Source organism: Streptomyces sp. NPDC050315 (assembly GCF_040655775.1).
Classification (GTDB): domain Bacteria; phylum Actinomycetota; class Actinomycetes; order Streptomycetales; family Streptomycetaceae; genus Streptomyces.
The window spans coordinates 1-26,765 of the sequence record NZ_JBFAKN010000005.1 but is presented as its reverse complement, the minus strand read 5'-3'; the positions used below and the strand labels follow the sequence as shown (position 1 = coordinate 26,765).

25 protein-coding genes and 1 rRNA gene are annotated in these 26,765 nt (G+C 72.6%); 10 read left to right on the top strand and 16 right to left on the bottom strand.

All coding sequences use genetic code 11. The features are described 5' to 3' along the window. Positions 1 to 3: 3 nt before the first annotated feature. A complete protein-coding gene (locus tag AB0I82_RS19045; RefSeq protein WP_363258455.1) occupies positions 4 to 1,521 on the bottom strand; it encodes an APC family permease in 1,518 nt (505 codons plus the stop codon). A 236-nt stretch (positions 1,522 to 1,757) separates the two neighbouring features. Between AB0I82_RS19045 and AB0I82_RS19040 the strand changes: the two genes are divergently transcribed. Then, on the top strand, positions 1,758 to 3,383 hold the full coding sequence (locus tag AB0I82_RS19040) for a PucR family transcriptional regulator (RefSeq protein ID WP_363258454.1): 1,626 nt from the start codon (positions 1,758 to 1,760) through the stop codon (positions 3,381 to 3,383). 25 nt (positions 3,384 to 3,408) lie between these two features. Here AB0I82_RS19040 and AB0I82_RS19035 read toward each other — a convergent pair whose 3' ends face one another. Both AB0I82_RS19035 and AB0I82_RS19030 read right to left on the bottom strand, forming a co-directional pair. Next, positions 3,409 to 3,735, bottom strand: a complete 327-nt coding sequence (locus AB0I82_RS19035; protein ID WP_363258453.1) for an AzlD domain-containing protein — start codon at positions 3,733 to 3,735, stop codon at positions 3,409 to 3,411. Continuing rightward, a complete protein-coding gene (locus tag AB0I82_RS19030; protein WP_363258452.1) occupies positions 3,728 to 4,375 on the bottom strand; it encodes an AzlC family ABC transporter permease in 648 nt (215 codons plus the stop codon). The genes AB0I82_RS19035 and AB0I82_RS19030 overlap by 8 nt, the downstream gene beginning before the upstream one ends. Positions 4,376 to 4,388: 13 nt before the next feature. On the opposite strand from AB0I82_RS19030, the gene AB0I82_RS19025 reads away from it, so the two are divergent. Next, positions 4,389 to 4,787: an Lrp/AsnC family transcriptional regulator gene (locus tag AB0I82_RS19025; RefSeq protein WP_363258451.1), complete on the top strand. Its 399-nt coding sequence runs from the start codon at positions 4,389 to 4,391 to the stop codon at positions 4,785 to 4,787. Positions 4,788 to 4,804: 17 nt separating this feature from the next. Here AB0I82_RS19025 and AB0I82_RS19020 read toward each other — a convergent pair whose 3' ends face one another. From AB0I82_RS19020 to AB0I82_RS18995, 6 genes are all read right to left on the bottom strand, one after another. Further along, positions 4,805 to 5,932, bottom strand: a complete 1,128-nt coding sequence (locus tag AB0I82_RS19020; RefSeq protein WP_363258450.1) for a glycosyltransferase family 4 protein — start codon at positions 5,930 to 5,932, stop codon at positions 4,805 to 4,807. 189 nt (positions 5,933 to 6,121) lie between these two features. Continuing rightward, positions 6,122 to 6,907, bottom strand: coding sequence for a hypothetical protein (locus tag AB0I82_RS19015; protein WP_363258449.1), 786 nt, complete (start codon positions 6,905 to 6,907; stop codon positions 6,122 to 6,124). Beyond that, complete coding sequence (recN, locus tag AB0I82_RS19010) at positions 6,904 to 8,655, bottom strand: DNA repair protein RecN (protein ID WP_363258448.1); 1,752 nt, start codon at positions 8,653 to 8,655, stop codon at positions 6,904 to 6,906. Before recN ends, AB0I82_RS19015 begins: the two co-directional genes overlap by 4 nt. 185 nt (positions 8,656 to 8,840) lie before the next feature. Next, positions 8,841 to 9,746: an NAD kinase gene (locus AB0I82_RS19005; RefSeq protein ID WP_363259060.1), complete on the bottom strand. Its 906-nt coding sequence runs from the start codon at positions 9,744 to 9,746 to the stop codon at positions 8,841 to 8,843. 74 nt (positions 9,747 to 9,820) lie between these two features. Then, on the bottom strand, positions 9,821 to 10,636 hold the full coding sequence (locus tag AB0I82_RS19000) for a TlyA family RNA methyltransferase (protein WP_363258447.1): 816 nt from the start codon (positions 10,634 to 10,636) through the stop codon (positions 9,821 to 9,823). Positions 10,637 to 10,642: 6 nt separating this feature from the next. Then, on the bottom strand, positions 10,643 to 10,963 hold the full coding sequence (locus AB0I82_RS18995) for a hypothetical protein (protein ID WP_363258445.1): 321 nt from the start codon (positions 10,961 to 10,963) through the stop codon (positions 10,643 to 10,645). 71 nt (positions 10,964 to 11,034) lie between these two features. On the opposite strand from AB0I82_RS18995, the gene AB0I82_RS18990 reads away from it, so the two are divergent. Then, positions 11,035 to 11,385: a sterol-binding protein gene (locus AB0I82_RS18990; protein WP_363258443.1), complete on the top strand. Its 351-nt coding sequence runs from the start codon at positions 11,035 to 11,037 to the stop codon at positions 11,383 to 11,385. Between the two features lie 30 nt (positions 11,386 to 11,415). Here the strand turns inward: AB0I82_RS18990 and AB0I82_RS18985 are convergent, their stop codons facing one another. The 3 genes from AB0I82_RS18985 to AB0I82_RS18975 form a co-directional block, all read right to left on the bottom strand. Continuing rightward, positions 11,416 to 12,219 carry an ABC transporter ATP-binding protein gene (locus AB0I82_RS18985; RefSeq protein ID WP_363259059.1) on the bottom strand — a complete coding sequence of 268 codons (804 nt, stop codon included), beginning with the start codon at positions 12,217 to 12,219 and terminating at the stop codon, positions 11,416 to 11,418. A 74-nt stretch (positions 12,220 to 12,293) separates the two neighbouring features. Continuing rightward, positions 12,294 to 13,346 carry an iron chelate uptake ABC transporter family permease subunit gene (locus AB0I82_RS18980; RefSeq protein ID WP_363259058.1) on the bottom strand — a complete coding sequence of 351 codons (1,053 nt, stop codon included), beginning with the start codon at positions 13,344 to 13,346 and terminating at the stop codon, positions 12,294 to 12,296. An 8-nt stretch (positions 13,347 to 13,354) separates the two neighbouring features. Then, on the bottom strand, positions 13,355 to 14,398 hold the full coding sequence (locus tag AB0I82_RS18975; protein WP_363258441.1) for an iron chelate uptake ABC transporter family permease subunit: 1,044 nt from the start codon (positions 14,396 to 14,398) through the stop codon (positions 13,355 to 13,357). A 65-nt stretch (positions 14,399 to 14,463) separates the two neighbouring features. Here AB0I82_RS18975 and AB0I82_RS18970 point away from each other — a divergent pair, with 65 nt between their 5' ends. Both AB0I82_RS18970 and AB0I82_RS18965 read left to right on the top strand, forming a co-directional pair. Then, positions 14,464 to 15,492, top strand: coding sequence for an ABC transporter substrate-binding protein (locus AB0I82_RS18970; RefSeq protein ID WP_363258439.1), 1,029 nt, complete (start codon positions 14,464 to 14,466; stop codon positions 15,490 to 15,492). Between the two features lie 73 nt (positions 15,493 to 15,565). Continuing rightward, positions 15,566 to 16,435 carry a siderophore-interacting protein gene (locus AB0I82_RS18965; protein ID WP_363258438.1) on the top strand — a complete coding sequence of 290 codons (870 nt, stop codon included), beginning with the start codon at positions 15,566 to 15,568 and terminating at the stop codon, positions 16,433 to 16,435. Between the two features lie 78 nt (positions 16,436 to 16,513). Here AB0I82_RS18965 and AB0I82_RS18960 read toward each other — a convergent pair whose 3' ends face one another. After that, positions 16,514 to 17,539: an HAD-IIA family hydrolase gene (locus AB0I82_RS18960; RefSeq protein WP_363258437.1), complete on the bottom strand. Its 1,026-nt coding sequence runs from the start codon at positions 17,537 to 17,539 to the stop codon at positions 16,514 to 16,516. A 109-nt stretch (positions 17,540 to 17,648) separates the two neighbouring features. Between AB0I82_RS18960 and AB0I82_RS18955 the strand changes: the two genes are divergently transcribed. The 5 genes from AB0I82_RS18955 (at position 17,649) to AB0I82_RS18935 (ending at position 24,289) form a co-directional block, all read left to right on the top strand. Next, a complete protein-coding gene (locus AB0I82_RS18955; RefSeq protein ID WP_363258436.1) occupies positions 17,649 to 18,908 on the top strand; it encodes a DUF1015 domain-containing protein in 1,260 nt (419 codons plus the stop codon). Between the two features lie 140 nt (positions 18,909 to 19,048). Then, positions 19,049 to 20,557, top strand: coding sequence for an aspartate aminotransferase family protein (locus AB0I82_RS18950; RefSeq protein ID WP_363258435.1), 1,509 nt, complete (start codon positions 19,049 to 19,051; stop codon positions 20,555 to 20,557). A gap of 20 nt (positions 20,558 to 20,577) precedes the next feature. Next, positions 20,578 to 21,900 (top strand): SidA/IucD/PvdA family monooxygenase, encoded by a 1,323-nt coding sequence (locus AB0I82_RS18945; RefSeq protein WP_363258434.1) that lies wholly within the window; start codon positions 20,578 to 20,580, stop codon positions 21,898 to 21,900. Continuing rightward, positions 21,897 to 22,487, top strand: coding sequence for a GNAT family N-acetyltransferase (locus AB0I82_RS18940; RefSeq protein WP_363258433.1), 591 nt, complete (start codon positions 21,897 to 21,899; stop codon positions 22,485 to 22,487). The genes AB0I82_RS18945 and AB0I82_RS18940 overlap by 4 nt, the downstream gene beginning before the upstream one ends. Continuing rightward, entirely contained in the window at positions 22,484 to 24,289 is a 1,806-nt protein-coding gene (locus tag AB0I82_RS18935; RefSeq protein WP_363258432.1) for an IucA/IucC family siderophore biosynthesis protein, read from the top strand. Before AB0I82_RS18940 ends, AB0I82_RS18935 begins: the two co-directional genes overlap by 4 nt. A 210-nt stretch (positions 24,290 to 24,499) precedes the next feature. Here AB0I82_RS18935 and AB0I82_RS18930 read toward each other — a convergent pair whose 3' ends face one another. The 3 genes from AB0I82_RS18930 to rrf form a co-directional block, all read right to left on the bottom strand. Next, positions 24,500 to 25,258 (bottom strand): hypothetical protein, encoded by a 759-nt coding sequence (locus tag AB0I82_RS18930; protein WP_363259057.1) that lies wholly within the window; start codon positions 25,256 to 25,258, stop codon positions 24,500 to 24,502. Continuing rightward, entirely contained in the window at positions 25,195 to 26,400 is a 1,206-nt protein-coding gene (locus tag AB0I82_RS18925; protein ID WP_363259096.1) for a hypothetical protein, read from the bottom strand. The genes AB0I82_RS18930 and AB0I82_RS18925 overlap by 64 nt, the downstream gene beginning before the upstream one ends. A gap of 273 nt (positions 26,401 to 26,673) precedes the next feature. Next, a 5S ribosomal RNA gene (gene rrf, locus AB0I82_RS18920) occupies positions 26,674 to 26,765 on the bottom strand; the annotation flags it as partial.

The following is a 26,765-nucleotide window of genomic DNA, read 5'->3' as shown; positions in this document are numbered from 1 at the left end:
TCCTCAGAGTGCGGTTTTCTCCTCGTCGCGCTCGGCCGCGTCCTCCAGGACGATCCGGCCGATGATCTCGTACCGTGCGGGCTTGCGTGCCTTGAGATAGAGCGCCAGGCCGAGGCCCCCGAAGAAGACCAGGCCGACGATCCAGGGGATGAGCCGGAAGAAGAGCGAGTCGGCCGCGTCACCGGCCGCGGTCCGCATGTTGACCAGCAGCAGCACGACCACGGCGGTCATCCCGACGCCGCCGAGCAGCGGTGCGGTGAACGTGCGGAACCAGTGCCGGTCCTCGGGGTGGTGGCGCCGGAAGTAGCCGATGACGGCGAAGGAGCAGAGGGTCTGCACGATGAGGATCGCCATCGTGCCGAGGATCGCGAGCAGCGTGTACAGGTGGATGTAGGGGTCCTGGCCGGTCAGCCAGAAGGCGGCGACGAGGCCGGTGGCGAGCGCGGTCTGCACGTATGAGGCGAAGTACGGGGAGCCGTGCCGGGGGTGCGTCCGGCCCAGGCCCCGGTGCAGGAACCCCTCGCGCCCGATGGCGTACAGATAGCGCGCGGCGCACTGGTGGAAGGCCATGCCGCAGGCGAACGAGCCGGTGAGCAGCAGCCATTGGAAGGCGTCCACGGCCCAGCCGCCGAGGAAGGAGCGGGTGGGCGCGAAGAAGAGGTCCAGCGGGGTGTCCGAGGACGCGATCCGTACCGACTCGGCCAGGCCGTTCCCGGAGATCGTCATCCAGGACACGAAGATGTAGAAGAGGCCGACGCCGATGACGGAGACGAGCGTGGCGCGCGGGATGACGCGCTTGGGGTCGCGGGACTCCTCGCCGTACATCGCGGTGGACTCGAAGCCGACCCAGGACCAGAAGGCGAAGAAGAGGCCGAGCCCGGCGGAGGTGCCGGTGAAGGCGTTGGCGGGGTTGACGGGCGCCGCGGGGATGCCGTCCGGGCCGCCGCCGGCCAGCAGTACTGCGAACGAGACGGCGAAGAGCACGGCGATCTCGGCGACGAGCATGATGCCCAGCGCCTTGGCGGTGAGGTGGATGTCGAAGTGCGCGAGGACGGCGGTGACCGCGAGCATCGCGCCCGCGTACAGCGGCCAGGGCAGGTCGGCGCCGAGCTGGTCGGCGACGGTGGTCTTGGCGAAGTACGCGAAGACGCCGACGATCGACGCCTCGAAGACGATGTACGCGAGGACGGCGAGCATCCCGGAGGCCATGCCGGCGACCCGGCCCAAGCCGTGCGAGATGAAGCCGTAGAAGGCACCCGCCGCGGTGATCCGCTTGGCCATGGCGACGTATCCGACGGAGAACACGGTCAGGACGACGGTCGCGAAGAGGTAACCGGCCGGGGCGCCGATGCCGTTGCCGGCGCCGACCGCGATCGGGAGGTTGCCGGTCATCGCGGTGATGGGCGCGGCGGTCGCGACCGCCATGAAGACGACGCCGACCAGGCCGACGGAGCCGGCCTTGAGCCGGTCGACGCCGTGGCCCTCGCCGTGCGCCGCCTCCGGTATTTCTGTTCTGGACATGCCACCCCTTGTTCCGTCCGGCGCCCGTGCAGGCGGTCTGTGGAGCCGACAGCCTGGCGGACTGTGACGGGCACCACAACCGACAACCGAGCCGGTTTTAGTACGGATGATCGACGAGGTGTCGGGGCGGACGGCGACGGATTCCGTGGCGGAAAGCGGCGGGCGCGGGGCAACTGCCCCGCTGACCAGGCTCCCGTGGCGGCAGACCGCCGTTCCTGGGGGTAGCGTTCGACGCCATGGGGTCGGAAGCGATGGTCGAGGCCGAGATCACGGTACGCAGGGCGCTGGAGCTGCCCGCACTGCGGCGCGGGCTGCCGGAAGTGATCACCGGCGAGGACGGACTGGACCGCTCGGTCCGCTGGGTGCACGCCGGTGAGGTGCCGAACATCGCCTCGCTGCTCAAGGGCGGCGAGCTGCTGCTGACCACGGGGCTGGGCCTCGGCGCCCGCCCCTCGGAACAGCGCGCCTTCGTCCGCAAGCTCGCCGAGCGCGGGATCGCCGCGCTCGTCGTGGAGCTGGGCGCCCGCTTCGAGTCGCTGCCCACCGCCCTGGTCGACAGCGCCCGCGCCTCGGGCCTGCCGCTGATCCAGCTGCACCGCGAGGTGCCGTACGTCTCGGTCACCGAGGAGATCCACACCGAGATCGTCAACAGCCACTACACGCTGATGCGCCGCGCGGACGAGGTGCTGCGCCGCTGCACGGACGTCCTGCTGCGCGGCGGCGGCGCCCCCGAAGTGCTGCGCCTGCTCGCCGCGTTCACCGGCAACCCGCTCTGCCTGGAGGCCCCGGACGGCAGCCCGCTGTACGCCGCGGGCCCCGACGACGGCGCCGCCGCCGACGCCGATCCGCTCCAGGCGTGGGAGGGGCTGCGCGAGAAGGGGCTGCGGGTGGACGTGCCCGGCGGCGGCCACGGCCCCGACGCCGTACGGGCCCGGCTCGTCCTGCTGCCCGTCAACGGCGCCGTCGCGCCCGTCCACCACATCGCCGCCGAACGCGCCGCCGACCTCCTCGCCGTCGTCATGCTGCAGTCCCGCCAGGAGGAGGGGCTGGCGGCGCGCGGCCGCGGCGACTTCCTCGCCGACCTCGCGGAGGGCCGGATCTCCGCCGCCGAAGCGCCGGGCCAGGCCCGGCTGCTGGGCTTCCGGCCCGGTACGGCGGCGCTCCTCCCGGTGGTCATGCGGCTGCCGTCCGGACTGCCCACCGCGGCCGGCTGGGCGCTCCTCGCCCAGGCGCTGCGCGAGGAACTGTCCGCGCTCGGCGCTCCCGTACTGCTCGGTGTGCGGCCGGTGGAGGGCCGCGTCCCGCTGCTGTTCGGGCTGCGCGAGGGGCAGGACCGGGCGGGCGCGGCCGACCGGATCGCGGAGGCGCTGCGGGCCGGCGTCGCCCGGGCCGGGCTGGACCGCCCGGCGGCGCAGCGCCCGGTGGTCGTGGTCGGCGCGGCCGGCGACTGGGCGGCGACCGGGCCCGGGCTGCGGCACGCCGCCGAGGCGGCCGCGGCGGCGCAGGGGCTGGAGCCGCGGCTCTGGTACGACGCCCGCCGCCTGGACATCGAACTCCTCCTGTGGCGGATGCGGGAGCACGGCGAGGAGGGCATGCTCACGGACTTCGTCGACCGCGCGATCGGCCCGCTGCTGACCCACGACCGCACCGCGCGCCAGCCGCTGCTGCCCACCCTGGAGGCGTACCTCGCCAGCGCAGGCCGCAAGGCCGAGACCTCCCGCGACCTGAACGTCAACCGCCAGACCCTGTACGACCGCCTCGCCCGCATCTCCCAGCTGCTCGGCACGGACCTCGACGACCCGGGGACCGTACTGGGGCTGCGGCTGGCCCTGCACGCGCGGCGGCACACGGAACGCGGCTAGCGGTACGGCCATACGGGGGCGGGGCTCAGGACGGCGCGAAGACCGTGCCCGCCAGGAGGACATGGAGCGCGGTGCCGCCCAGGATGCTGAGGACCGCATTGCGCCGCCAGAAGTGCAGGGCGAGGGTCGCGGCCAGGGACAGGCCGATGGGCAGCGCGTCCGGCGGGGCGAGGTCGCGCAGGGTGTAGACGGTGAGAATCACCATGACGCCGACCGGCATCCGCGCACTGAGGTAGTGGACGGCGGCACTGGCCCGCAGTGGGGCGAGGACGGCGAACGGCAGGGCGCGCAGCGCCCAGGTGACGGCCGCGGAGACGGCCACCGCGGCTATCAGGTAGGGAGTGTCAGGCACGGGCCGTTCCCTTCGTCCTCGTCGCCAGCGCGTGGCGGGCCAGCAGACCGGCGGTGAACAGGCCCAGGGCGGCCGGCAGCAGCTCCCCCGGCACGGCGAACCGGGCCACCAGCGCGCAGACCAGGGCCAGTACGGGGGTGGGGATGTCGCGCCGGGCCCGGTAGGCGTCGACGGCCAGGACGACGAACAACGCGGTCAGCGCAAAGTCCAGACCGGTCAGCCGGGCGGGCACCACGGAGCCGAGGAGGGCCCCGGCGGTGCCCCCGGCGACCCAGTACAGCTGGCACAGCGCCTGCAGCCACACGATCCGCCGGCCGCTCCAGGACCGCGCGGCCTCCCCGGTGGTCAGCGCGTACGCCTCGTCGGTCAGCGCGAAGACGCTGTAGCCCTTGCCGAGACGGCTCCCGACCCGGTGCAGCGGGAAGGACAGGGCGTAGAAGACGTGCCGGAAGTTGACCAGGAACGCGGTCAGCGCGACCTGCGCCAGCGGGGTGGTGGCGATGACGAGGCCGATGAGCAGGAACTCCAGCGACCCGGCGTAGACAAAAGCGGTGAAGGCGGTGGCCCACCACCAGTCCAGGCCCGCGTGGACGACCAGCACCCCCAGCGCGATCCCGAGGGGGAACAGGGCCAGCCCCACCGTGCTGGAGTCCGTGAGCGCCGCCCGGAAGTCGGACGGCTGCCGGGCAGGGGGCCTCACCCCGCCGCCGTGTCTGCGCCGGGTCAAGCGGCTGGAGGACGCCGGGATCATCACCGGGTACCGGGCGCGCATCGACCCCGCGGCCGCCGGGCGGGGCTTCGACGTCATGGTCTCCCTGGAGATCAGCGTCAACGACCTGCGGACCGTCGAGGAGCTGGAGACCGCGATCTCCTCCTACGACGAAGTCGTCGAGTTCCACCGGCTCTTCGGCCGGCCCGACTATCTCGTCCGGGTGGCCGTCGAGGACCAGGCCGCCTTCGAGACGTTCCTGACCACCAAGATCATGGGGCTGCGCGCCGTCGCCCGGGTCGACTCGCACCTGATCATGAAGAAGATCAAGACCGACGACTGAAAGGCCGTGGGAGGCTCTCAGCCCTGACGCTGCGCCAGCTCGTCGTACACGCTCAGCACCTGGGCGACCGTGTCGTCCTCGGTGGGCCAGTCGGCGGCCTGGGCGCGTCCGGCGTCGGCGAGAGCCGCCCGCCGGGCCGGATCGTCGAGCAATTCCACGATCGTGCGGGCGAGGGCCGGGGCATCGCCGTACGGGACCAGTTCGGCGGCCCGGCCGACCAGTTCGCGGGTGCCGCCGGTGTCCGTGGCGACCAGCGGGACGCCGCCGCGCAGCGCCTCCTGGGCGAGTACCGAGCGGGCCTCCCAGCGCCCCGCCACGAGCACCAGGTCGGCGGCGGCGAGCAGCCCGGGGACGTCCTCGCGGCGACCGAGCAGCCGTACGGGCAGCCCTTCCGCGTCGATCCGCTGCTGCAGCGCGGTCCGCAGCGGCCCCTCCCCCGCGACGACGAGCAGCGGCTGCGGGTCCAGGCCGCACCAGCCGTGCGCGGCGTCCAGCAGCACGTCGTGCCCCTGGTGGGCGTCCAGCCGGCCGACGGCGAGCAGCAACGGGCGCCCGAGCGCGCCCAGTTCGGCCCGCCGCTTCTCGCGCCGTCCGAGCTCGCGCGCGTACTCCTCCTCGCCGCGCGGGCGCGGCCCCGCCGGGGGCGCCAGGCGCGCGTCGCGGGCGCCGCGCTCGCGGGCCCTGCGCACCAGTTCGGCGCACGAGCCCAGTACGACCGCCGAGGCCCGCGCCACCCGGCGCTCCAGCAGCCGCGTCACCTGCGCCCGCGCGCCCTCGCTGTGCACCTTGGTGTGCCAGGTGACGACGAGCGGGACGCGCCTGCCACGCAGCGCCAGGGAGGCCCGCAGCCCGGCGTGCAGACCGTGCGCATGGACGAGGTCGGCGTCCGCGCAGGCGGCGCGGAGCGCGGTGATGCTCCCGGGGTCCGTGCGTGGCGGGATCCGTTCGAAGCCGGCGCCCACCTCCGTGAAGCCGTACGTGTCCTCGGCGTCGGGCGCCGCGCAGACCGTCACCCGTACCCCGCGCGCGACGAGCCCCGCCGACAGCGCGTGCACATGGGCCGCGCTGCCGGCGCTGCCTCGGCCCAGCACCTGGACCGTGCGCAGCGGCGACGGTGCGGTCGGCGGGGTGGGTGTGCTGCTCACGAGTACGTCGGGCTCCTGGGTCGGCGTGGTCCGGTGAGGCGGGCGGGATGCGCCCAGCATGCCAGCCCGCGCCGTCCGTGCGGCACCGATGACAAGCCGTTGTGCTGCGGCTGCGCGGCCGGGGCCCGCCGGGACCACTCACACGGGTGATCATGCCCGTGTTCGTACCGCCACTCCGGGCCCCAGGCGTCAGCCGGTGAGGACAGCCCCTGCCGCGGCGCGGCTGACGCTCTCCCCCGAGGCCGCGGCGGCGGTCAGCGCGGCGGCGTGGGCAAGCAGCCCGGCCCGGCCGTTGGCCGCGACGATCGCGAGGCCGAGGGCCGCGCCCAGGGCGTGGGCGCCCGTGTCGCCGAGCATGGTGCGCTCGCCGAGGTCGTCGGCGAGCAGCGCCGCCGCCGCGCCCACCGGGGCGGCCGCGAGCACCGCGCCCGGCCCGCGGCGCAGCAGTCCCGGGGCGCCGAGCGCGAGGACCGCGGCGGCCGCCCTGCCGGGGCGCACGTCCACCAGGTTCGCCAGGTGGGCCGAGCCCGCGATCACCACGCCCGCCAGGACCTTGTCGGCCGGGCGGTCCTTCAGGAGCGCGCCCGCCGCGAGCCCGGCCGCGCCGATGCCGAAGAGCTTGACCGCGCCGCTGGTGACCTCGCCCCGCCGCAGCGCGGACAGATGCGCACAGAAGCCGCGCCGCTCTTCGCCCGCGCCCGCCACGTCGTCGTACGCGCCGCAGCCGCCCGCCGCCAGGACGGCCAGCGTGCCTGCGGTACGGGCCTTCAGCGACAATCCGGGCGCGCCGGCGACTGCGGCCGCGGCGCCCACAGCGGCCGCCGGCCCGCCGAACAGATCGACGCTGCGGCCCGCGTGGTTCTTCCGCTGCCACGGTTCACTGCCGCCCGGTGGCCGCCGCCGCAGCCCCTCGTACGCGGCGCGGGCCACCCCCGCCGCCGTGAGCAGCCCCACGAGCCGCGCGCCCCGGCTCACCGGCCCGTCCTCGCCGTCTCCAGCAGTTCCTCGGCGTGCGCGCGGGCCGTCTCGGAGTCCTCCTGGCCCGCGAGCATGCGGGAGAGTTCGCGGATGCGGTCCTCGCCCTCCAGGACCGTGACGCCGCTTCGGGTGACCGAGCCGTCGTTGGTCTTCTCGACCAGCAGCTGGCGGTCGGCGAACGCGGCGACCTGCGGGAGGTGGGTGACGACCACGACCTGCGCGGAGCGGGCCAGCCGGGCGAGGCGGCGGCCGACCTCGACCGCGGCCTTGCCGCCGACGCCCGCGTCCACCTCGTCGAAGAGATAGGTCGGTACGGGATCGGAGCCCGCGAAGACCACCTCGATGCCGAGCATCACACGGGAGAGCTCGCCGCCGGAGGCGCCCTTGGCGATCGGGCGGGGCTGCGCGCCGGGGTGCGGCGCGAGGAGCAGCTCGACCTCGTCGGCACCGGCCGGCCCGTAGGCCACGTTCCGCCCGCCGACCTGCACGCCGTCCGCGTCCTCGGCCACCTCGGTCTGGCTGATCTCGACGCTCACCCGGGCGTGCGGCATGGCCAGTTCGGCGAGCTCGGTGGTGACGGCGGCGGCGAACCGCTCCGCCGACGCCGTGCGCGCGTCGGTCAGCGCCTGCGCCAGCTCGCCCAGTTCGGCGCGGAGCGCGTCGCGTTCGGCGGTCAGCTCGCCGATCCGGTCGTCGTCGCCCTCCAGCTCGGCGAGGCGCGCGGCGCTCTCCTCGGCCCAGGCGAGCACGGCCGCGATGTCCTCGCCGTACTTGCGGGTGAGGCCGGTGAGGGCGGCCCGCCGCTCCTCGACGGCCGCCAGCCGCAGCGGATCGGCGTCCAGCCCGTCGGCGTAGGACGCCAGCTCGCCCGCCACGTCGGACATCAGGATGCCGATCTCGCCGAGCCGGTCGGTGAGCCCCGCCAGCGCCGCGTCGTGGCTGCGTACCGCCTCCAGCGCGCGGTGCGCCCCGGCGACCAGGGTCGTCGCCTCGACGCCCTCGGGGTCCTCGGGATTGCCCGCGAGCGCCGCATGCGCCGCGGTCGCGGCGGAGGCCAGCGCCTCCGCGTGGCCGAGCCGCTCGGCCTCGGCCGCCAGCTCGGTGTCCTCACCGGCCTGCGGCTCGACGGCGGAGATCTCCTCCAGGCCGAAGCGGAGCAGATCCGCCTCCTGGGCGCGCTCGCGCGCCTTGGTGGTCAGCTCGTCCAACTCGGTGGCCACGTCGCGGAGCCTGCGGTACGCGGCGGTGTACTTCTCCAGCGGTACCGAGACGGCGTCCCCGGCGTAGCGGTCCAGGGCCTGGCGCTGCCGGGCGGGCCGCAACAGGCCCTGCTGATCGGTCTGGCCGTGCACGGCGACCAGGTCGTCCGCCAACTCCCCCAGCAGCCCGACCGGTACGGACCGTCCCCCGACGTGCGCCCGTGAGCGGCCCTCGGCGGAGACGGTACGGCTGATCAGCAGCGCCCCGTCGTCCAGCTCGGCACCGGCCTCCTCGGCGCGGACCGCCGCCGGCGCGTCGGGGCCGACCGTGATGCGGCCCTCCACGACGGCCGCCTTGGCGCCGATCCGTACCAGTGCGGGGTCGGCGCGCCCGCCGAGCAGCAGGCCGAGACTGGTCACGACCATGGTCTTGCCCGCGCCCGTCTCGCCCGTCACCGCCGTGAAACCGGGGGACAGCTCGACGACGGCATCATCGATGACGCCCAAGGACCGGATCCGCATCTCCTCCAACACGGATACGACCATACGAGGTCCGAGGCCCACGCCGCGACGGCCGCCCCCGCGTCATCCCTGCGCACGGCCCCGGAACCGGTACGGAACCGCCGGGAAAGTCCCACCTTGGGACGCCCGCGACACCCTGCGAGGCGCAGGCATACGGGGCACATGCGTACGACCGCTGCCCCGTACGCGTCCAGCCGGCGGTCGCACCGCTAGTGCGGCGCCCCCCGCCAGCCCGCGACCGGAAGGGCGAACTTCGCGACCAGACGGTCCGTGAAGGACGCATGGTGGAGACGGGCCAGCCGGACCGGGATCGCGCCGCGGCGGACCTCCACGCGGGCGCCCGCCGGGAGTTCGACCGAGCGGCTGCCGTCGCACCACAGGACGCCGTGCGGCGTCTTGGGCTGCACCTCCACCGCGAGGACCGACTCCGGGGAGGTGACCAGCGGCTTGGCGAAGAGCGCATGGGCGCTGATCGGCACCATCAGCAGGGCCTCGACCTCGGGCCAGACCACCGGGCCGCCGGCCGAGAAGGCGTACGCGGTCGAGCCGGTCGGCGTCGCGCAGACCACGCCGTCGGCGCCGAAGCGGGACACCGGGCGGCCGTCGACCTCGGTGACGACCTCCAGCATCCGTTCCCGCGCGGCCTTCTCCACCGACGCCTCGTTCAGCGCCCAGTCGGTGTGCACCACGGTGCCGTTGTTGCGGACCAGGACGTCGAGGGTCATCCGCTCCTCGACCTCGTAGGCGCGGGTCACCACCCGGTCCACGACCTTGTCCAGATCGTCCCGCTCGGCCTCGGCGAGAAAACCGACCCGGCCGAGGTTGACGCCCAGCATCGGGACGCCGGACGTCCGCGCGAAGTCCGCGCCGCGCAGCAGGGTGCCGTCGCCGCCCAGTACCACCAGCAGCTCGCAGCCCTCGGCCGCGCACTGTTCCGTCGCCACCTGCTCGACGGAGTCCGGCAGCGGCAGGTCGGCGGCCTCGGCCGCCAGCACCCGTACGCCGATACCGCTGCGCAGCAGCCCCTGGACGACCAGTTCGGCGCTGCGGACGGCCGCGGGGCGGCCGGTGTGGGCGAGCAGGAAGACCGTGCGGCCCTTGCCGGCGAGCGGCACGGGTGCGGGTGCGGACACCGCCTTGACCTGCGGGACCTGCTGTTCCTGCGGTGCTTCGGACGTTCCAGAAGTGGTCAACGCGGCCCCTCCGCCACTGCACGCTCGACATCCGCCGGGTCCAGGGCAGGCGCACCGGCGCGGAGCCACAGAAAGTACTCGACGTTGCCCGACGGGCCGGGCAGGGGGCTCGCGGTGACGCCCAGCGCCCCGAGTCCCAGCTCCGCCGCGCGCTCCCCGACCATCCGCACCGCCTCGGCCCGCAGCTGCGCGCTGCGCACCACGCCGCCGCTGCCGAGGCGCTCCTTGCCGACCTCGAACTGCGGCTTGACCATCAGGACGAGGTCCGCGTCCGGCGCGGAGCAGCGGACCAGCGCGGGCAGGACGAGGCCGAGCGGGATGAAGGAGAGATCGCCCACGACGATGTCGGCGGGCACCCCGTCGATCTGCTCCAGGGTGAGCTCACGGACGTTGGTGCGGTCCTTCACCGTCACCCGGTCGTCGCTCTGCAGCGACCAGGCGAGCTGTCCGTATCCGACGTCCACGGCGACGACGTGGCCGGCGCCCGCGCGCAGCAGGACGTCGGTGAAGCCGCCGGTGGAGGCGCCCGCGTCCAGCGCCCGGCGGCCCTCGACCTTCAGGCCCTTCGGTACGAAGGCGGCCAGCGCGCCGGCGAGCTTGTGGCCGCCGCGCGAGACGTAGTCCGGATCGTTCTCGTCCTCGCGGACGACCAGCGCGGCGCTGGTCTCCACCTGGGTGGCGGCCTTGCTCGCCGGCTGGCCGCCGACCGTCACCCGGCCCGCGGCGATCAGCTGGCTCGCGTGCTCGCGGGAGCGGGCCATCTTGCGGCGCACCAGCTCCGCGTCGAGTCGGCGTCGTGCCACACCTGCCACCGGGGTTCAGCTCCTGATGTCGTTCTGTGCGCCGGGGCGGGGCCCCGGCTGCTGGTCCAAGGAGGCCAGCGTGGTGCGCAGCCCCCGGTGGACATCCTCGTACACGGCGAGGTGGCCGCCGACGGCGAGGTGGTCGGCGTCACCGAGCCGGGCCAGCCGGCCGTCCACTTCGGGATGCCCGGTCGGAGTGACCGGTACGCCGAGCGGCCGCGGGCCCGCGGGCTCCTCGGGCTGCGCGTCGGGGCCTTCGAAGGGTGGCTCGTCGGGCGCCTCGGCGGCTTCAGGGTCCCGTTCCGGCCACTCGGCACCGGGGTTCGGCTCGTCCATGCCCCGACGCTACCGCGAACGGCGGGCGCTCCGGCGGACGAGTCGGCCCTGAGCTGGGTATCGTCCTTGCAATGGCTTCCCTAGAACAGTGCCGAGCGGCCCTGGACCGGCTGGCACAGAACCTTTCGACGTCGGCGAGCGGCGCCGTGCGCGGTGCCGCCGCGCTGGACCGCTCGCTGAGCTGCCACATCACCGACCTGGACGTCACCTTCGTCGGGCGGCTGTCCGACGGCACCCTCATGGACGTCACGGCCGTACCGGGCCCGCCGCCGGACAAGGCGCAGATCCGGCTCGCCATGACCGGCGACGACCTGGTCGCGATGGTCGACGGCGAGCTGCACTTCGCGCGGGCGTGGGGCAGCGGCCGGGTGAAGCTGGAGGCCGGCTTCCGCGACCTCCTGCGGCTGCGGACGCTGCTGTGACGACGCCTGTGACGCCGTCTGTCCCGAGGATCAGGCCGCCGCGGCCTTACGGGGCGTGCGCGCCGCCGGGATGATCAGCGGCGTACCGGTCGCCGGGTCGTCGATGATCTGGCACTTGAGGCGGAAGACCCGCTCCATCAGGTCGGCGGTGACCACGTCGGCCGGTGCGCCCTCGGCGACGACCTCGCCGCCGCGCATGGCGATGATGTGGCTGGCGTAGCGCGCGGCGTGGTTGAGGTCGTGCAGTACCGCGACGAGCGTGCGGCCCTGCTCCTCGTGCAGCTGGGCGCAGAGGTCCAGTACCTCGATCTGGTGCTGGATGTCGAGGTAGGTGGTGGGCTCGTCCAGCAGCAGCAGCGGGGTCTGCTGGGCGAGGGCCATGGCGATCCAGACCCGCTGCCGCTGGCCGCCGGAGAGCTCGTCGACATACCGCTCCCCCAGCTCGCCGACGCCGGTGGCGTCCATCGACTCCTGGACGATGCGCTCGTCCTCGTCCGACCACTGGCGCAGCAGGCCCTGGTGCGGGTAGCGGCCGCGGGAGACCAGGTCGGCGACGGTGATGCCGTCGGGGGCCATGGAGGACTGCGGGAGCAGGCCGAGGGTGCGGGCGACCTTCTTGGCGGGCTGCGAGGAGATCGAGGAGCCGTCGAGCAGGACCGAGCCGGCCTGCGGCTTGAGCATCCGGGACAGCGCGCGCAGCAGGGTGGACTTGCCGCAGGCGTTGGGGCCGACGATCACCGTGAAGGAATTGTCCGGGATATCGACCGAGAGCTGCTCGGCGATGACCCGCTGGTCGTAGGCGAGGGTGACGTTCTGCGCCGCGAGACGGCTCACTTCGGCTCTCCTGGGGGTGGTACGGCCGGTCGGTTGCGGGGTGGTGGCGGTCGGGCCGCCCGGGGTCGGGGCGCTCATACCCGGCCCGCCTTGCGCTCATTGGCCAGCAGCCACAGCAGATAGCCGCCGCCCAGCACGCCGGTGACCACGCCGACCGGGATCTGGTCGGCGCCGAAGACGCGCTGCGAGAGCAGGTCGGCGAGGACCAGCAGGACCGCGCCCATCAGGGCCGAGGGCAGCAGGTTGGGGCCGGTGGCGCGGGTGAGGCGGCGGGCGAGCTGCGGCGCGGTGAGCGCGACGAAGGCGATGGGTCCGGCAGCGGCGGTGGCGGACGCGGTGAGGATGACGGCGGCCAGCAGCGCGACGATGCGGACGCGGCCGGTACGGACGCCGAGCGCGGCGGCCGAGTCGTCGCCCATCTCCAGCATGGCCAGCGGCCGGCCGCAGAGCAGGATCACCGGGGCCAGGACGACGCAGACCGCGGCCAGCGGCCACACCTGGTCCCAGTCGCGGCCGCTGAGGGAGCCGGTCATCCAGGTGGTGGCGCGGGTCGCCTCGACGATGTTCGCCTTGGTCATCAGGTACAGGACGACGGCGTAGAGCATCGCGGCTGCGCCGATGCCGACGAGGACGAAGCGGTAACCGTGCACGCCGCGCTGCCAGGCGAGCAGGAAGATCGCGACGCCGGTGAGGACGCCGCCGACCACCGAACCCATCGCGATGGCGACGGTGGAGCCCTGCAGGTACACGATGACGACGAGGGCGCCGACGGAGGAGCCCTGCGCGAAGCCGAGCACGTCGGGGCTGCCGAGCGGGTTGCGGGTGACGGTCTGGAAGACCGCGCCGGCCAGCCCGAAGCAGACGCCGACCAGCAGCGCGACCAGGACCCTGGGCAGCCGCAGATCGTTGACGATCAGTTCCTGGCCCGGGTTGCCGCCACCGCTGAGGGTGGTGAGGACGTCGCCGAAGGACATCGGGAAGTCGCCGGTGCCGATGAGCAGGACGCCGGACGCGAGCGCCACGACGAGCAGCAGCAGTCCCGCCAGTACGGCCCGGGGGTGCAGCCGTACGGACAGTCCGCCGGCGGTGCGCAGGGCCTTCACGGCCGGGCGCGCGGAGGTCTTGATGGGAGTGCTCACAGCTGTGCCATCTTCCGTCGCCGTACGAGATGGATGAAGACCGGGCCGCCGATGACGGCCGTGACGATGCCGACCTGGAGCTCGCCGGGCCGGGCCGCGATCCGGCCGATGATGTCGGCGCCGAGCAGCAGCACCGGCGAGAGGACGGCGGAGTACGGCAGGATCCAGCGCATGTCGGGGCCTGTGATGGCGCGGACGGCGTGCGGGACCATCAGGCCGACGTAGACGATCGGGCCGCAGGCGGCGGTGGCGGCGCCGCACAGCAGGGTCACGGCGGCCATGGCGGCGACGCGGGTGCGGGTGAGCTTGGCGCCGAGGGCGCGGGCCTGGTCGTCGCCGAGCGCGACGGCGTTCAGCGGCCGGGCGACGAGGAGGGCGAGCAGCACGCCGGCCGCGATGAAGGGGACGATCTTCTCGACGGTGGGCATGGTGGCGGAGGCCAGCGAACCGACCGTCCAGAAGCGCATCTTGTCCAGCGACGCGGTGTTCATGAGGTTGACCGCGTTGAGGTAGCCGGTGAGGGCCGCGGTGAGGGCGGTACCGGCGAGCGCGAGCCGGACGGGGGTCGCGCTGCGGGTGCCGCCGAGGATGTACACGGCGGCGGAGACGAGGGCTGCACCGGCGAAGGCGAACCACACGTACGACGTGAGGGAGGTGACGCCGAAGAAGGTGATGCCGGAGACGACGGCCGCGGAGGCACCGGCGTTGATGCCGAGGACGCCGGGGTCGGCCAGCGGGTTGCGGGTGAGTGCCTGCATGACGGCGCCGGCGAGGCCGAGGGCCGCGCCGGCGAGCAGGCCGAGGAGGGTGCGGGGCAGCCGGACGTCACGGACGATCACGTCGGTGTCGGTACCGGAGTAGTGCATGACGCCGTGCCAGACGTCGGCCACCGGTATCTGTTTCGAGCCGACGGCGATTCCGAGGACGGTGATGACCGCGAGGATGCCGAGGGCGGCAAGGAGTCCCGCGGAGCGGGTGGCCTGCCGTCGCCGGGGCACCACGGGCGCGGCGGCTGTTTCAGGGGGGCTGTCGACCAACACGCCGTTTAGGTTAGCCTAACCTCACGTTGCCCACTCAGGCCCTCCCCAGAGAGAAGTGCGTCCCTATGAGCATGTCCCCCAGACCTTCCCTGTCCCGACGCGGCCTGCTGGCCGCCGGCGGGGCCGTCGGCGTCGGCGCCCTGCTCGCCGCATGCGGCAGCGAGAAGGCCTCGGGACCGGCCGGCAGTGAAGGCAAGGGCGGACCCTGGAGCTTCACCGACGACCGCAAGCAGAAGGTCTCCCTGAAGACTGTGCCACAGCGCATCGTCGCCTTCACCGGCACCGCCGCCGCGCTGCACGACTTCGGCATCGACGACCAGATCGTCGGCGTCTTCGGCCCGACCAAGCTGAAGAACGGCAAGCCCGACCCGCAGGCCGGCGACCTCGACATCTCGAAGGTCACCATCATCGGCAACGCGTACGGCCAGTTCAACGTCGAGAAGTACGCCGGGCTCGCCCCGGACCTGCTCGTGACCAACATGTACGAGCCGGGCGCCCTGTGGTTCGTGCCGGAGGAGAGCAAGGACAAGATCACCAAGCTCGCCAAGAGCGTCGCGATCACCTCCTCCCGCACCCCGATGGTGAAAATCATCGAGCGGTACGCCGAGCTCGCGGAGTCCCTCGGCGCCGACCTGAAGGCCAAGAAGGTCACCGACGCCAAGGCCCGCTTCGAGAAGGCCGCGGCCCGGCTGCGCAAGGCCGCCAAGTCCAACCCGGTCAAGGTGCTCGCCTGCTCCGGCAGCCCCGACCTCTTCTACGCCTCCAACCCGGGCATCAACGCCGACCTGATGTACTTCAAGTCCCTCGGCGTGGACCTGATCGTCCCGGACAAGCTCGACAAGGGCGGCTACTTCGAGTCGCTGAGCTGGGAGAACGCCGACAAGTACAAGGCGGACGTGCTGCTGCTCGACAACCGCACCGCCACCCTCCAGCCCAAGGACCTGGCCGCCAAGCCCGCTTGGGCGAAGCTGCCCGCCGTCAAGGCGGACCAGATCGCCCCCTGGTCCAGCGAGCCCCGCTTCTCCTACGCGGGCGCAGCCCCGCTCGTCGAGGGTCTCGCCAAGGCCATCGAGGACGCCAAGAAGGTCAACTGACGCGCCGGGGCCGGCCGCGCACCCCCCGGCCGGCCCCCACCCGCGACTCCACCCAAGGGAGGTCTTCCCCCGCATGACCACGACCGCCGCCCCCGCCACCGCCCCGTTCCGCTTCTTCGACCTGTACGTCGTGCGCACCCGCCGGCTCGGCCCCTCGATGGTCCGGATCACCTTCGGCGGCGCGCGCCTGCCGGAGCTGCTGACCGGCGGCCGTGACCAGCGGGTGAAACTCTTCTTCCCGCGGGCGCACCAGAGCGTCCCGGTCTTCGACGACCAGGGCGACGGCTGGTACGCGGCCTGGCGTGCGCAGGACCCGGCCGAGCGCAGCATCATGCGGACGTACACGGTCCGCGCGCAGCGCCAGGTCCCGGCGCCGGAGCTGGACGTGGACTTCGCGCTGCACGGCGCGGAGGAGGGGACCTCGGGACCGGCCGGCCGGTGGGCGGCGAACGCCGTGCCCGGCGACCGGATCAGCATCCTGGGCCCGGTGGTCGAGGACAACGGCGGCGTGGACTTCCGTCCGCCGCAGGGCACCGACTGGATCCTGCTGAGCGGCGACGAGACGGCCCTGCCGGCCATCGCGAACATCCTGGGCTGGCTGACGCCGGGCACCAAGGCCAAGGTGTGGATCGAGGTGGGCCACGCGGCGGACCGCCAGGAGCTGCCCACCTTCGCCGATGCCGACATCACCTGGCTGGTGCGCGAGGAGTCGGCGGCCGACCGTACCGACCGGGTACTCGCGTCGGTGGGCGCCGCCGAGCTGCCCGAGGGCACCCCGTACGCCTGGATCGCGGGCGAGTCCGGCACCGTCAAGGCGCTCCGCCGGCACCTCGTCAAGGAGCGCGGCTTCGACCGCAGGGCCGTGAAATTCACCGGTTACTGGCGGCGCGGCGCGAGCGAGGAACAGCTGCTGGCCGAGCTGACCGCCGCCGCGAAGAAGTAACCCCGAGGGCCCGCCTGCTTCCCGCAGGCGGGCCCTACGCCTGCCCGCGGACCGACCATCCGCGGGCAGCCGAGCCGCCTACAAACCGATGCGGGCCAGCGCCTTCCCGGCGTCGGCCGGGCACCGCCCGTCGCCGGCCGCCGTCCAGGCAGCCGCGCACAGCGCCCGCAGGCCATCCAGGGGGGAGCCTTGGCCGTCCAGTACGAAAGCGTCACCGCCCGCCGAGGCGACCCAACCGCCGCACCGGAACCCGCCGTCCGCGTCCGTCACCTCCGGCTGCGGCCCGAGGATGCCGCGCAGGTCGGCGTCCACATACGTGGGGCGGTGCTCGGGCGGCGCGGCCAGCAGCTCGGCCGCCGTGGTCACGCCGGTGAGCACCAGCAGCGAGTCCACCCCGCCGTTGAACGCGCCCTCGATGTCGGTGTCCAGCCGGTCGCCCACCACCAGCGGCCGCTTCGCCCCCGTGCGCAGCACGGTCTCGCGGTGCATCGGCGGCTGCGGCTTGCCCGCGACCTGCGGGGTGCCGCCGGTGGCGATCCGTACGACCTCCACCAGCGCGCCGTTGCCCGGTGCGATGCCGCGCTCCTTCGGGATCGTCAGGTCGGTGTTGGCGGCGAACCACGGGACGCCGCGGCCGACCGCGTAGGCCGCCTCCGCCAGCTGCTCCCAGTTCTGCTTGGGGTCGTAGCCCTGCACCACGGCGGCGGGGTCGTCCTCGGCCGAGTCCACCGGCACCAGGCCCCGCTCTCGCAACGCGACCTTCAGGCCCTCGCCGCCGATCGCCAGCACCCTCGCCCCCTCGGGCACCTGACCGGCGATCAGCCGGGCGACGGCCTGCGCGGAGGTGACGACGTCGCCCGCCTCTGTCGGCAGGCCGTACCCGGACAGCTGCGCGGCCACGGCGTCCGGAGTGCGCGCCGCGTTGTTCGTGACGTACGCCAGGTGCATCCCGCCGTCGCGCGCGGCGGTCAGCGACTCCACCGCGTGCGGCACGGCGGACCCGCCCGCGTACACGACGCCGTCCAGGTCCAGCAGTGCCGTGTCGTACGCCTCGCTCAGCGTCCGGGCGCTGCCCTCCGGCCGCGTCCGCACCCGCTCGTCCATGCCGTCCAGCTCCTTAACCATCCATATCGCGCGCAAACGGCCTTTTCCCGCCGCATTGCGCTTCTCCCCCGATCATCCCTCACCGCCCCGTGCGGCATAGCATTTGCCAATGACCAGCACCGACGGCCTGCGCCTGGACACCTTTCGCGGACTGCGCTACGCACCCCACCGGGTGAGCAGTCTCACCGCGGTCACCTCGCCCCCGTACGACGTGGTGGTCCGGCCGGACGGCGTCCGGCACCTGGAGACCGCCGATCCTTACAACATCGTCCGGCTGATCCTGCCGCACGCCGCGGACCCGGCGACCCGGCACCGCAAGGCCGCCGACACGCTCGCCCGCTGGCGCGCCGAGGGCGTCCTCGCGCCCGATGCGCAGCCCGCGCTGTACGTGTACGAGCAGCGCAGGGGCGATGTGCTGCAGCGCGGCATCATCGGTGCGCTGGGGCTGGACGGGCCGGTACTGCCGCACGAGGACGTGATCGCCGAGGTGGTCGAGGACCGGGCCGCGCTGATGCGTACCGCGGCCGCAAACTTCGAGCCGCTTTTGCTGTCGTACCGGGGCGAGGGGACGGCGAGCGGCGCCACCGCGGTGATCGAACGCACCACGCAGCTGCCGCCGCTGCTGGCCACCACGACCGAGGACGGCTTCGCGCACCGGCTGTGGGCGGTGACCGACCCGGCCGAACTGGCGGCCGTGGACGCGGATCTCTCGGCCCGGCAGGCGCTGATCGCGGACGGACATCACCGCTGGGCGACGTACCAGCGGCTCGCCGAGGAGCAGAGCGCCGGGGCCGGCTCGCCCTGGTCGCGCGGCCTGGTGCTGCTGGTCGACACCGCCCGCTATCCGCTGCGGGTGCGGGCCATTCACCGCGTACTGCCGCATCTGCCGCTGGAGCGGGCGCTGGCGGAGCTGGGCGGCGCCTTCCGGGTGCGCGAGGTGCCCGGGCCGTTGTCCGCGGCGCTGGAGGCGCTGGAGGCGGCGCAGGGCAGCGCCTTCCTGCTCGCCTCGGGCCCGGACTCCTTCCGGCTGCTGGACAGCCCCGATCCGGAGCTGCTGGAGCGGGCGATCCGTACGGACCGGCCGGAGGCGTGGCGGCGGCTGGATGCCACCGTTCTGCACTCCGTTCTGCTGGACGAGGTGTGGCGGATTCCGGACCACCCGGACGGCATCCGCTACATCCACGACACGGACGCGGCGCTCGAATGGGCCGCGAAGCACGGCGGTACGGCGGTCCTGATGCGGGCCGTCGACGAGGAGACGGTCCGTCAACTGGCCGCCCAGGGCGTGACGATGCCCCGCAAGTCCACCTCGTTCGGCCCGAAGCCGGCGACAGGGCTCGTGCTGCGCACGCTCGACGAAGAGGTCTGACACACCCCTCTCACCACGCGCCCCGGCACCCCCATGCCACCCGTCGAGTAACTTAGGATAGGCTTACCTAACCAGCTCGACGGGTGGTGACATTTCCCCACCCGTACCGCGGACATGTCCGCATATGGGAGGACACCTTCATGACAGCCCCCGCCAGGGCCAGCCGGAGCCACTTGCTCAACGACGCCACGTTCCAGCACTACCGCGAGGCGGTACGCGACGGAGTCGACCGGGTGGCAGCCAAACTCGCCGCCACGGAGCGCCCGTTCACCGGCATGACGGCCGACCGGCTCGCCCCCGAGGTCCACCAGGTCGACCTGGAGCGCCCGCTCGGCGACACCGCAGCCGCCCTGGACGAGCTGGAGGACATCTACCTCCGCGACGCGGTCTACTTCCACCACCCGCGCTACCTCGCCCACCTCAACTGCCCGGTGGTCATCCCCGCCGTGGTCGCCGAGGCCGTACTGTCCGCCGTCAACTCCTCCCTGGACACCTGGGACCAGAGCGCCGGCGGCACCCTCATCGAGCAGCGCCTCATCGAATGGACCGCGGGCCGCATCGGCTTCGGCGACGACGCCGACGGCGTCTTCACCAGCGGCGGCACCCAGTCCAACCTCCAGGCCATGCTGCTCGCCCGCGACGAGGCCCGCCGCCTCGCCCGCGAGCAGCACCCGCACCTGGACGACACCGAGATCCGCACCCGCCTGCGCATCCTCACCTCCCAGGTCAGCCACTTCAGCATCGAGAAGGCCGCCACCCTCCTCGGCCTCACCCCCGAAGCCGTCATCGCGATCCCCGTCGACGACGAGAAGCGGCTGCGCACCGACGCCCTGGAGAAGGAGCTCACCCGCTGCGCCGAGGAGGGCCTCATACCGATGGCCGTCGTCGGCACCGCCGGCACCACCGACTTCGGCTCCATCGACCCGCTCCCCGAGATCGCCGCGCTCTGCGCCCGCGAAGGCGTCTGGCTGCACGTCGACGCCGCGTACGGCTGCGGCCTGCTGGTATCGAAGCGCCGCGGCCTCCTCGACGGCATCGAGAACGCCGACTCGGTCACCGTGGACTACCACAAGTCCTTCTTCCAGCCGGTCAGTTCCAGCGCCGTCATCGTCCGCGACCGCACCACCCTGCGGCACGTCACGTACCACGCCGACTACCTCAACCCGGAGCGGATGGCGAAGAAGCGCATCCCCAACCAGGTCGACAAATCGCTCCAGACCACCCGCCGCTTCGACGCGCTCAAGCTCTGGATGACCCTGCGCATCATGGGCGCCGACCAGCTCGGCGAGCTCTTCGACGACGTCGTGGACCGCGCCGCCGACGGCTGGCGCCTCCTGGACATGGACGACCGCTACGAGGTCGTCACCCGCCCCACCCTCAGCACCCTGGTCTTCCGCTACGCACCGGACCGGGACGCGGACCCCGAGCGCGTCGACCGCATCAACCTCTACGCCCGCGAAGCGCTCGCCGCCTCCGGCGAGGCCGTCATCGCCTCCACCGTCGTCGACGGCCGCCACTACCTCAAGTTCACCCTGCTCAACCCCGAGACCACCCTCGGCGACATCGCCGCGGTCCTCGATCTGATCGCCGAGCACGCCGGTTCCCGCCTCGCCGAAGAGGCCACGCCGGAACTCACCAGCGCTCACTGACCGCCCTCACCGGAGACCTCGTGCCTACCAACCCCCCGCACGCCACACCCGCACACGACTTCATCGCCATCGGCCTCGGACCGTTCAACCTCGGCCTGGCCTGCCTGACCGAACCCCTCGACGAGCTCGACGGCCTCTTCCTGGAGTCCAAGCCCGACTTCGAGTGGCACTCGGGGATGTTCCTCGAAGGCGCCCACCTCCAGACGCCGTTCATGGCCGACCTGGTCACCCTCGCCGACCCCACCTCCGAGTACTCCTTCCTCAACTACCTGAAGGAATCGGGCCGGCTGTACTCCTTCTACATCCGCGAGAACTTCTATCCGCTGCGCGAGGAGTACAACGACTACTGCCGCTGGGCCGCCGCAAAGCTCTCCAGCGTCCGCTTCGGCTACCGGGTCACCTCCGTCGAGTACGACGAGAGCGCCGAGCTGTACCTCGTCCACGGCACCGATGTGACCACCGGCGAGCGGCGCACCGACCGCGCCCGCCGCCTCGTGCTGGGCACCGGCACCCCGCCCTACCTCCCCGACTCCTGCCGGGACCTGGGCGGCGACCTGATCCACAACTCGCGCTACCTACCGAACAAGGAAGCGCTCCAGGCCAAGGACTCCCTCACCCTGGTCGGCAGCGGCCAGAGCGCCGCGGAGATCTACTACGACCTGCTCTCCGAGATCGACGTCCACGGCTACAAGCTCAACTGGGTCACCCGCTCCCCGCGCTTCTTCCCGCTGGAGTACACCAAGCTCACGCTGGAGATGACCTCCCCCGAGTACGTGGACTACTTCCACGCGCTCCCCGAGGCCACCCGCTACCGCCTGGAGTCCCAGCAGAAGGGCCTCTTCAAGGGCATCGACGGCGAACTCATCGACGCGATCTTCGACCTGCTCTACCAGAAGAACCTCAAGGGCCCGGTCCAGACCCGGCTGTTCACCAACACTGCGCTGAACGACGCGTCGTACGACGAGGCCACCGGCACCTACACGCTGGGCCTGCGCCACGAGGAGCAGGAGAAGGACTTCGCCCTGGAGACCCAGGGCCTGATCCTCGCCACCGGCTACCGCTACACCACCCCGGACTTCCTCACGCCGGTCAAGGACCGCATCCGCCTGGACGGCCAGGGCCGCTTCGACCTCGCCCGCAATTACAGCGTCGACCACAGCGGCCAGGGCATTTTCCTGCAGAACGCCGGCGTGCACACGCACAGCATCACCTCGCCCGACCTGGGCATGGGCCCCTACCGCAACGCGTACATCATCGCCGAGATGCTCGGCCGACAGCCGTACGCGGTCGAGAAGACCATCGCATTCCAGGAATTCGGAGCACCGGAAGGCATCGTCCGATGAGCGACAAGAACAGCGCCACTGAAATTCTCTTCACCCGCACCGACCCCGCACTCGGCGAATTCGCCGTCCGCACGCTCGACCCCCTCAAGGACACCGAGCTGCTGCACGGCTGGGTGACCCACCCCAAAGCGTCCTTCTGGATGATGCAGGACGCCACGCTCCCCGACGTGGAGCGCGAGTACATGGGCATCGCCGCCGCCGAGCACCACGACGCCTTCATCGGACTGCACAACGGCCGCCCCGCCTTCCTCATGGAGCGGTACGACCCGGCCCACGTCGAACTGGTCGGCCTCTACGACCCCCAGCCCGGCGACGTCGGCATGCACTTCCTGACCGCGCCCAGCGACACCCCCGTACACGGCTTCACCCGAGCCGTCATCACCACCGTCATGGCGATGCTCTTCGAGGACCCGGCCACCGCCCGCGTCGTCGTCGAGCCCGATGTGAACAACAAGGCCGTCCACGCCCTCAACGAAGCCGTCGGCTTCGAAATCGTCCGGCAGATCGCCAAGCCGGAGAAGGACGCCTACCTCAGCACCTGCACCCGCGAGCAGTACCTTGCGGCGATAGGAGTGACCACCCGATGAACGCCGCCACCACCCCCAGCGACGCCGTAGCCCACCTCACCCCCGAATTGTGGGACCGGGCCGGCCGCCTCCTCATCCGCAAGGCGCTGGCCGAGTTCACCCACGAGCGTCTCCTCACCCCCCGCCCGATGCTGGACGGCCGCTACTCCGTCCGCAGCGACGACGGCACCGTGGAGTACCGCTTCGCCGCCCAGGTCCTCACCCTCGACCACTGGCAGATCGACGCCGACTCGATCACCCGCCACCGCGAGGACACCGACCTCCCCCTCGACGCCGTCGAGTTCTTCATCGAACTGCGCGACGCCCTCGGCCTCAGCGACGAGATCCTCCCCGTCTACCTGGAGGAGATCAGCTCTACCCTCTCCGGCACGGCGTACAAGCTCACCAAGGACCACATCCCGGCCGACGAGCTCGCCAAGTCCGGCTTCCAGGACATCGAGACCGGCATGACCGAGGGCCACCCGTGCTTCGTGGCCAACAACGGCCGCCTCGGCTTCGGCATCCACGAGTACCGCGCGTACGCCCCCGAGGCCGCGGCCCCGATCCAGCTCATCTGGCTCGCCGCCCGCCGCGACCGCGCCACCTTCACCGCCGGCGCGGGCCTGGACTACGAGGCGCTGATGCACGCGGAGCTCGGCGAGGAGACGCTCTCCCGCTTCGCATCGATGATGTCCTCCCAGGGCCTGGACCTGGCCGAGTACCTGCTCCTCCCGGTCCACCCCTGGCAGTGGTGGAACAAACTCTCCGTCACCTTCGCCGCCGAGGTCGCCCAGCAGCGCCTGGTGTGCCTCGGCCCCGGCGACGACGAGTACCTCGCGCAGCAGTCCATCCGGACCTTCTTCAACACGAGCAACCCCGAGCGCCACTACGTCAAAACGGCCCTCTCGGTCCTCAACATGGGCTTCATGCGCGGCCTCTCCGCCGCGTACATGGAGGCCACCCCGGCCATCAACGACTGGCTGGCCGGCCTCATCGACAGCGACCCGGTCCTGCGGCAAACCGGCCTGACGATCATCCGCGAGCGCGCCGCCATCGGCTACCACCACCGCCAGTACGAAGAGGCCACCACCAAGGGCTCCCCGTACCGCAAGATGCTCGCCGCCCTCTGGCGCGAGTCCCCGGTCCCGTCCCTCGAACCGGGCCAGCGCCTCGCCACCATGGCCTCCCTGCTGCACACCGACCGCGACGGCGCCTCCTTCGCAGGCGCGCTGATGCGCGAGTCCGGCCTGAGCGCCGTGGAGTGGCTGCGCCGCTATTTGAAGGCGTACTTCACGCCCCTCCTCCACAGCTTCTACGCCTACGACCTGGTCTTCATGCCGCACGGCGAGAACGTCATCCTCGTCATCGAGAACGGCGTCGTGCAGCGCGCGATCTACAAGGACATCGCCGAGGAGATCGCGGTCATGGACCCCGACGCGGTCCTCCCCCCGGCCGTAGAACGCATCCGCGCCGAGGTCCCCGAGGACAAAAAGCTCCTCTCCATCTTCACCGACGTCTTCGACTGCTTCTTCCGCTTCCTCAACGGCATCCTCGTCACCGAGGGCCTGGTCGACGAGGAAACCTTCTGGCGCACGGTCGCCGAGTGCGTGACGGAGTACCAGGAGTCGGCCCCCCAACTCGCGGACAAGTTCGCCCAGTACGACATGTTCGCCGAGGAGTTCGCCCTCTCCTGCCTGAACCGCCTCCAGCTGCGCAACAACAAGGAGATGGTCAACCTCCAGGACCCAGCCGGCGCCCTCCAACTGATCGGCAACCTGAAGAACCCCATCGCCCCGTACGCACCGAAGCCGGCTGCCGCCTGAGAGAGCCCGACAGCCGCCTGAACCCGGCGCCCCAAAAGCAGATCGCCCGCCCTGACGGTCCAGGGCGGGCGATCTTTTTAACTTAGCTGCGGGCAGCGCTTTCTCCACCCAGCTGCGGGCAATCGTGCCGCAGGGCGGCACGGGTGGGCGCAGCGGCACCCCCCACGGCGGGAAGCCGCCCCCGCACCTCAGCCCCCCACGGCGCGGCGCTTACTTGTCCTCGTCGGCCGACTCGTCCGAGGCCTCGGCCACGCCCTCGTCGCCACCCTCGTCCTCATCCTCCGCGTCGTCCGCCAGCGCGTCCGTAAACTCCACGCCATCCAGCTCCGCCAACCGATCCGAGGCGTCCGTCGTACCCCCCTGATCCGCCTCCAGCGCCTTCGCGAACCACTCGCGCGCGTCTTCCTCGCGCCCAACCTCCAGCAGCGCATCGGCATACGCATACCGCAGCCGCGCAGTCCACGGATGCACCGCGTTCGACGCCAGCTCAGGACTCTGCAGCGTCACAACCGCGGCATCCGCCTGCCCCATGTCACGCCGCGCACCCGCCGCGACCAGCCGCATCTCGACCTGCCCGGCCTTGTCCAGCCGCTGCACCTCGGGCTCGCCGGCCATGGCGAGGGCCTTCTCGGGCCGGCCCATGCCACGCTCGCAGTCGGCCATCACGGGCCACAGCTCCGCGCTGCCCGTCATCCGGCGCGACGCCCGGAACTCCGCCAGCGCCTCGCTGTACTTGCCGAAGGCGTACGCGGCGAAACCGGCCGCCTCGCGAACGGCGGCGACGCGGGACGCGAGCCGCAGGGCCACGCGGGAGTATCCGTACGCCCGCTCGGGGTCCTCGTCCAGCAGCTTCGCCACCATCACGAGGTTGCGCGCGACGTCCTCGGCGAGCGTCTTCGGCAGGCTCAGCAGCTCCTGCCGCACGTCCTTGTCGATCTCGTCACCGGTGACATCATCCGGAATCGGCAGCCGCTTGATCGGCTCCCGCTCCCGCCGGTCATCCCGGCGGTCGTCCCGCCGGAAACCGCCACGGTCGTCCCGGCGGTCGTCACGGCGGAAGCCGCCCCGCTCACCACCACGGTCATCGCGGCGGAAGCCCCCGCGGTCGCCACCACGGTCGTCACGCCGGTCATCGCGCCGGAAGCCACCACGGTCCCCGCCACGGTCATCCCGACGGAACCCACCACGCTCGCCGCCACGATCATCACGGCGGTCATCGCGGCGGAAGCCCCCGCGGTCGCCACCACGGTCGTCACGCCGGTCATCGCGCCGGAAGCCACCACGGTCCCCGCCACGGTCGTCCCGACGGAACCCACCGCGGTCGCCACCGCGATCATCGCGCCGGTCATCGCGACGGAACCCGCCACGCTCGCCACCACGGTCATCCTCGCGACGCGGCCCACGCGGCCGGTCATCCCGACGGTCGTCCCGCCGGAACCCGGGGCGCTCGCCGCCCTCCCGACGGAACCCGCCACGGTCATCCTCACGACGCGGGCCACGCGGCCGATCATCACGCCGCTCACCACGGTCGCCACGGTCGTCCCGCCGGAAGCCACCACGCTCGCCACCGCGATCGTCACGCCGGTCATCGCGCCGGAAGCCACCCCGCTCGTCCTCACGACGGGGCCCACTCGGACGGTCGTCCCGACGGAACCCGCCGCGCTCGCCGCCACGGTCATCGCGACGGAAGCCGCCACGGTCGCCGTCCCGGCGGTCGTCACGCCGGAAACCCCCGCGCTCGTCATCCCGACGCGGACCACGCGGACGATCGTCGCGACGGTCATCGCGCCGGAAGCCCGGCCGGTCCCCACCACGGTCGTCCCGCCGGAAACCGCCACGGTCCCCACGGTCGTCCCGACGGAAGCCGCCGCGCTCGCCGCCACGGTCATCGCCCCGGAAACCGCCACGGTCCCCACGGTCATCGCGGCGGAAGCCGCCCCGCTCGCCACCACGGTCATCACGGCGATCATCCCGCCGGAAGCCCCCGCGGTCGTCCTCACGACGGGGCCCACGCGGGCGGTCGTCGCGCCGGTCGCCACGGTCATCACGGCGGAACCCGCCGCGCTCGCCACCGCGGTCGTCACGCCGGTCGTCCCGGCGGAACCCCCCACGGTCGCCACCGCGGTCATCGCGGCGGAAGCCGCCCCGCTCGCCGCCCTCCCGCGGGCCGCGCGGACGGTCGTCCCGTCGGTCCTCGCGGCGGTAGCCGCCACCCCGCGGCCGGCGTTCAGATCGGTCGTCGGGAGAGTTGGTGGACATCGACGGACTCCTGTCTTCGGTACTGCAAGTCATTCTCACGCACCGACCAGTTCGGCGCGCTTCGGCAAAACAAAAAGGACCCTTGGTCCCAGCATGCACGCTGGGACCAAGGGTCCTGAAAGATTGTTCGGCGGCGTCCTACTCTCCCACAGGGTCCCCCCTGCAGTACCATCGGCGCGGAAAGGCTTAGCTTCCGGGTTCGGAATGTAACCGGGCG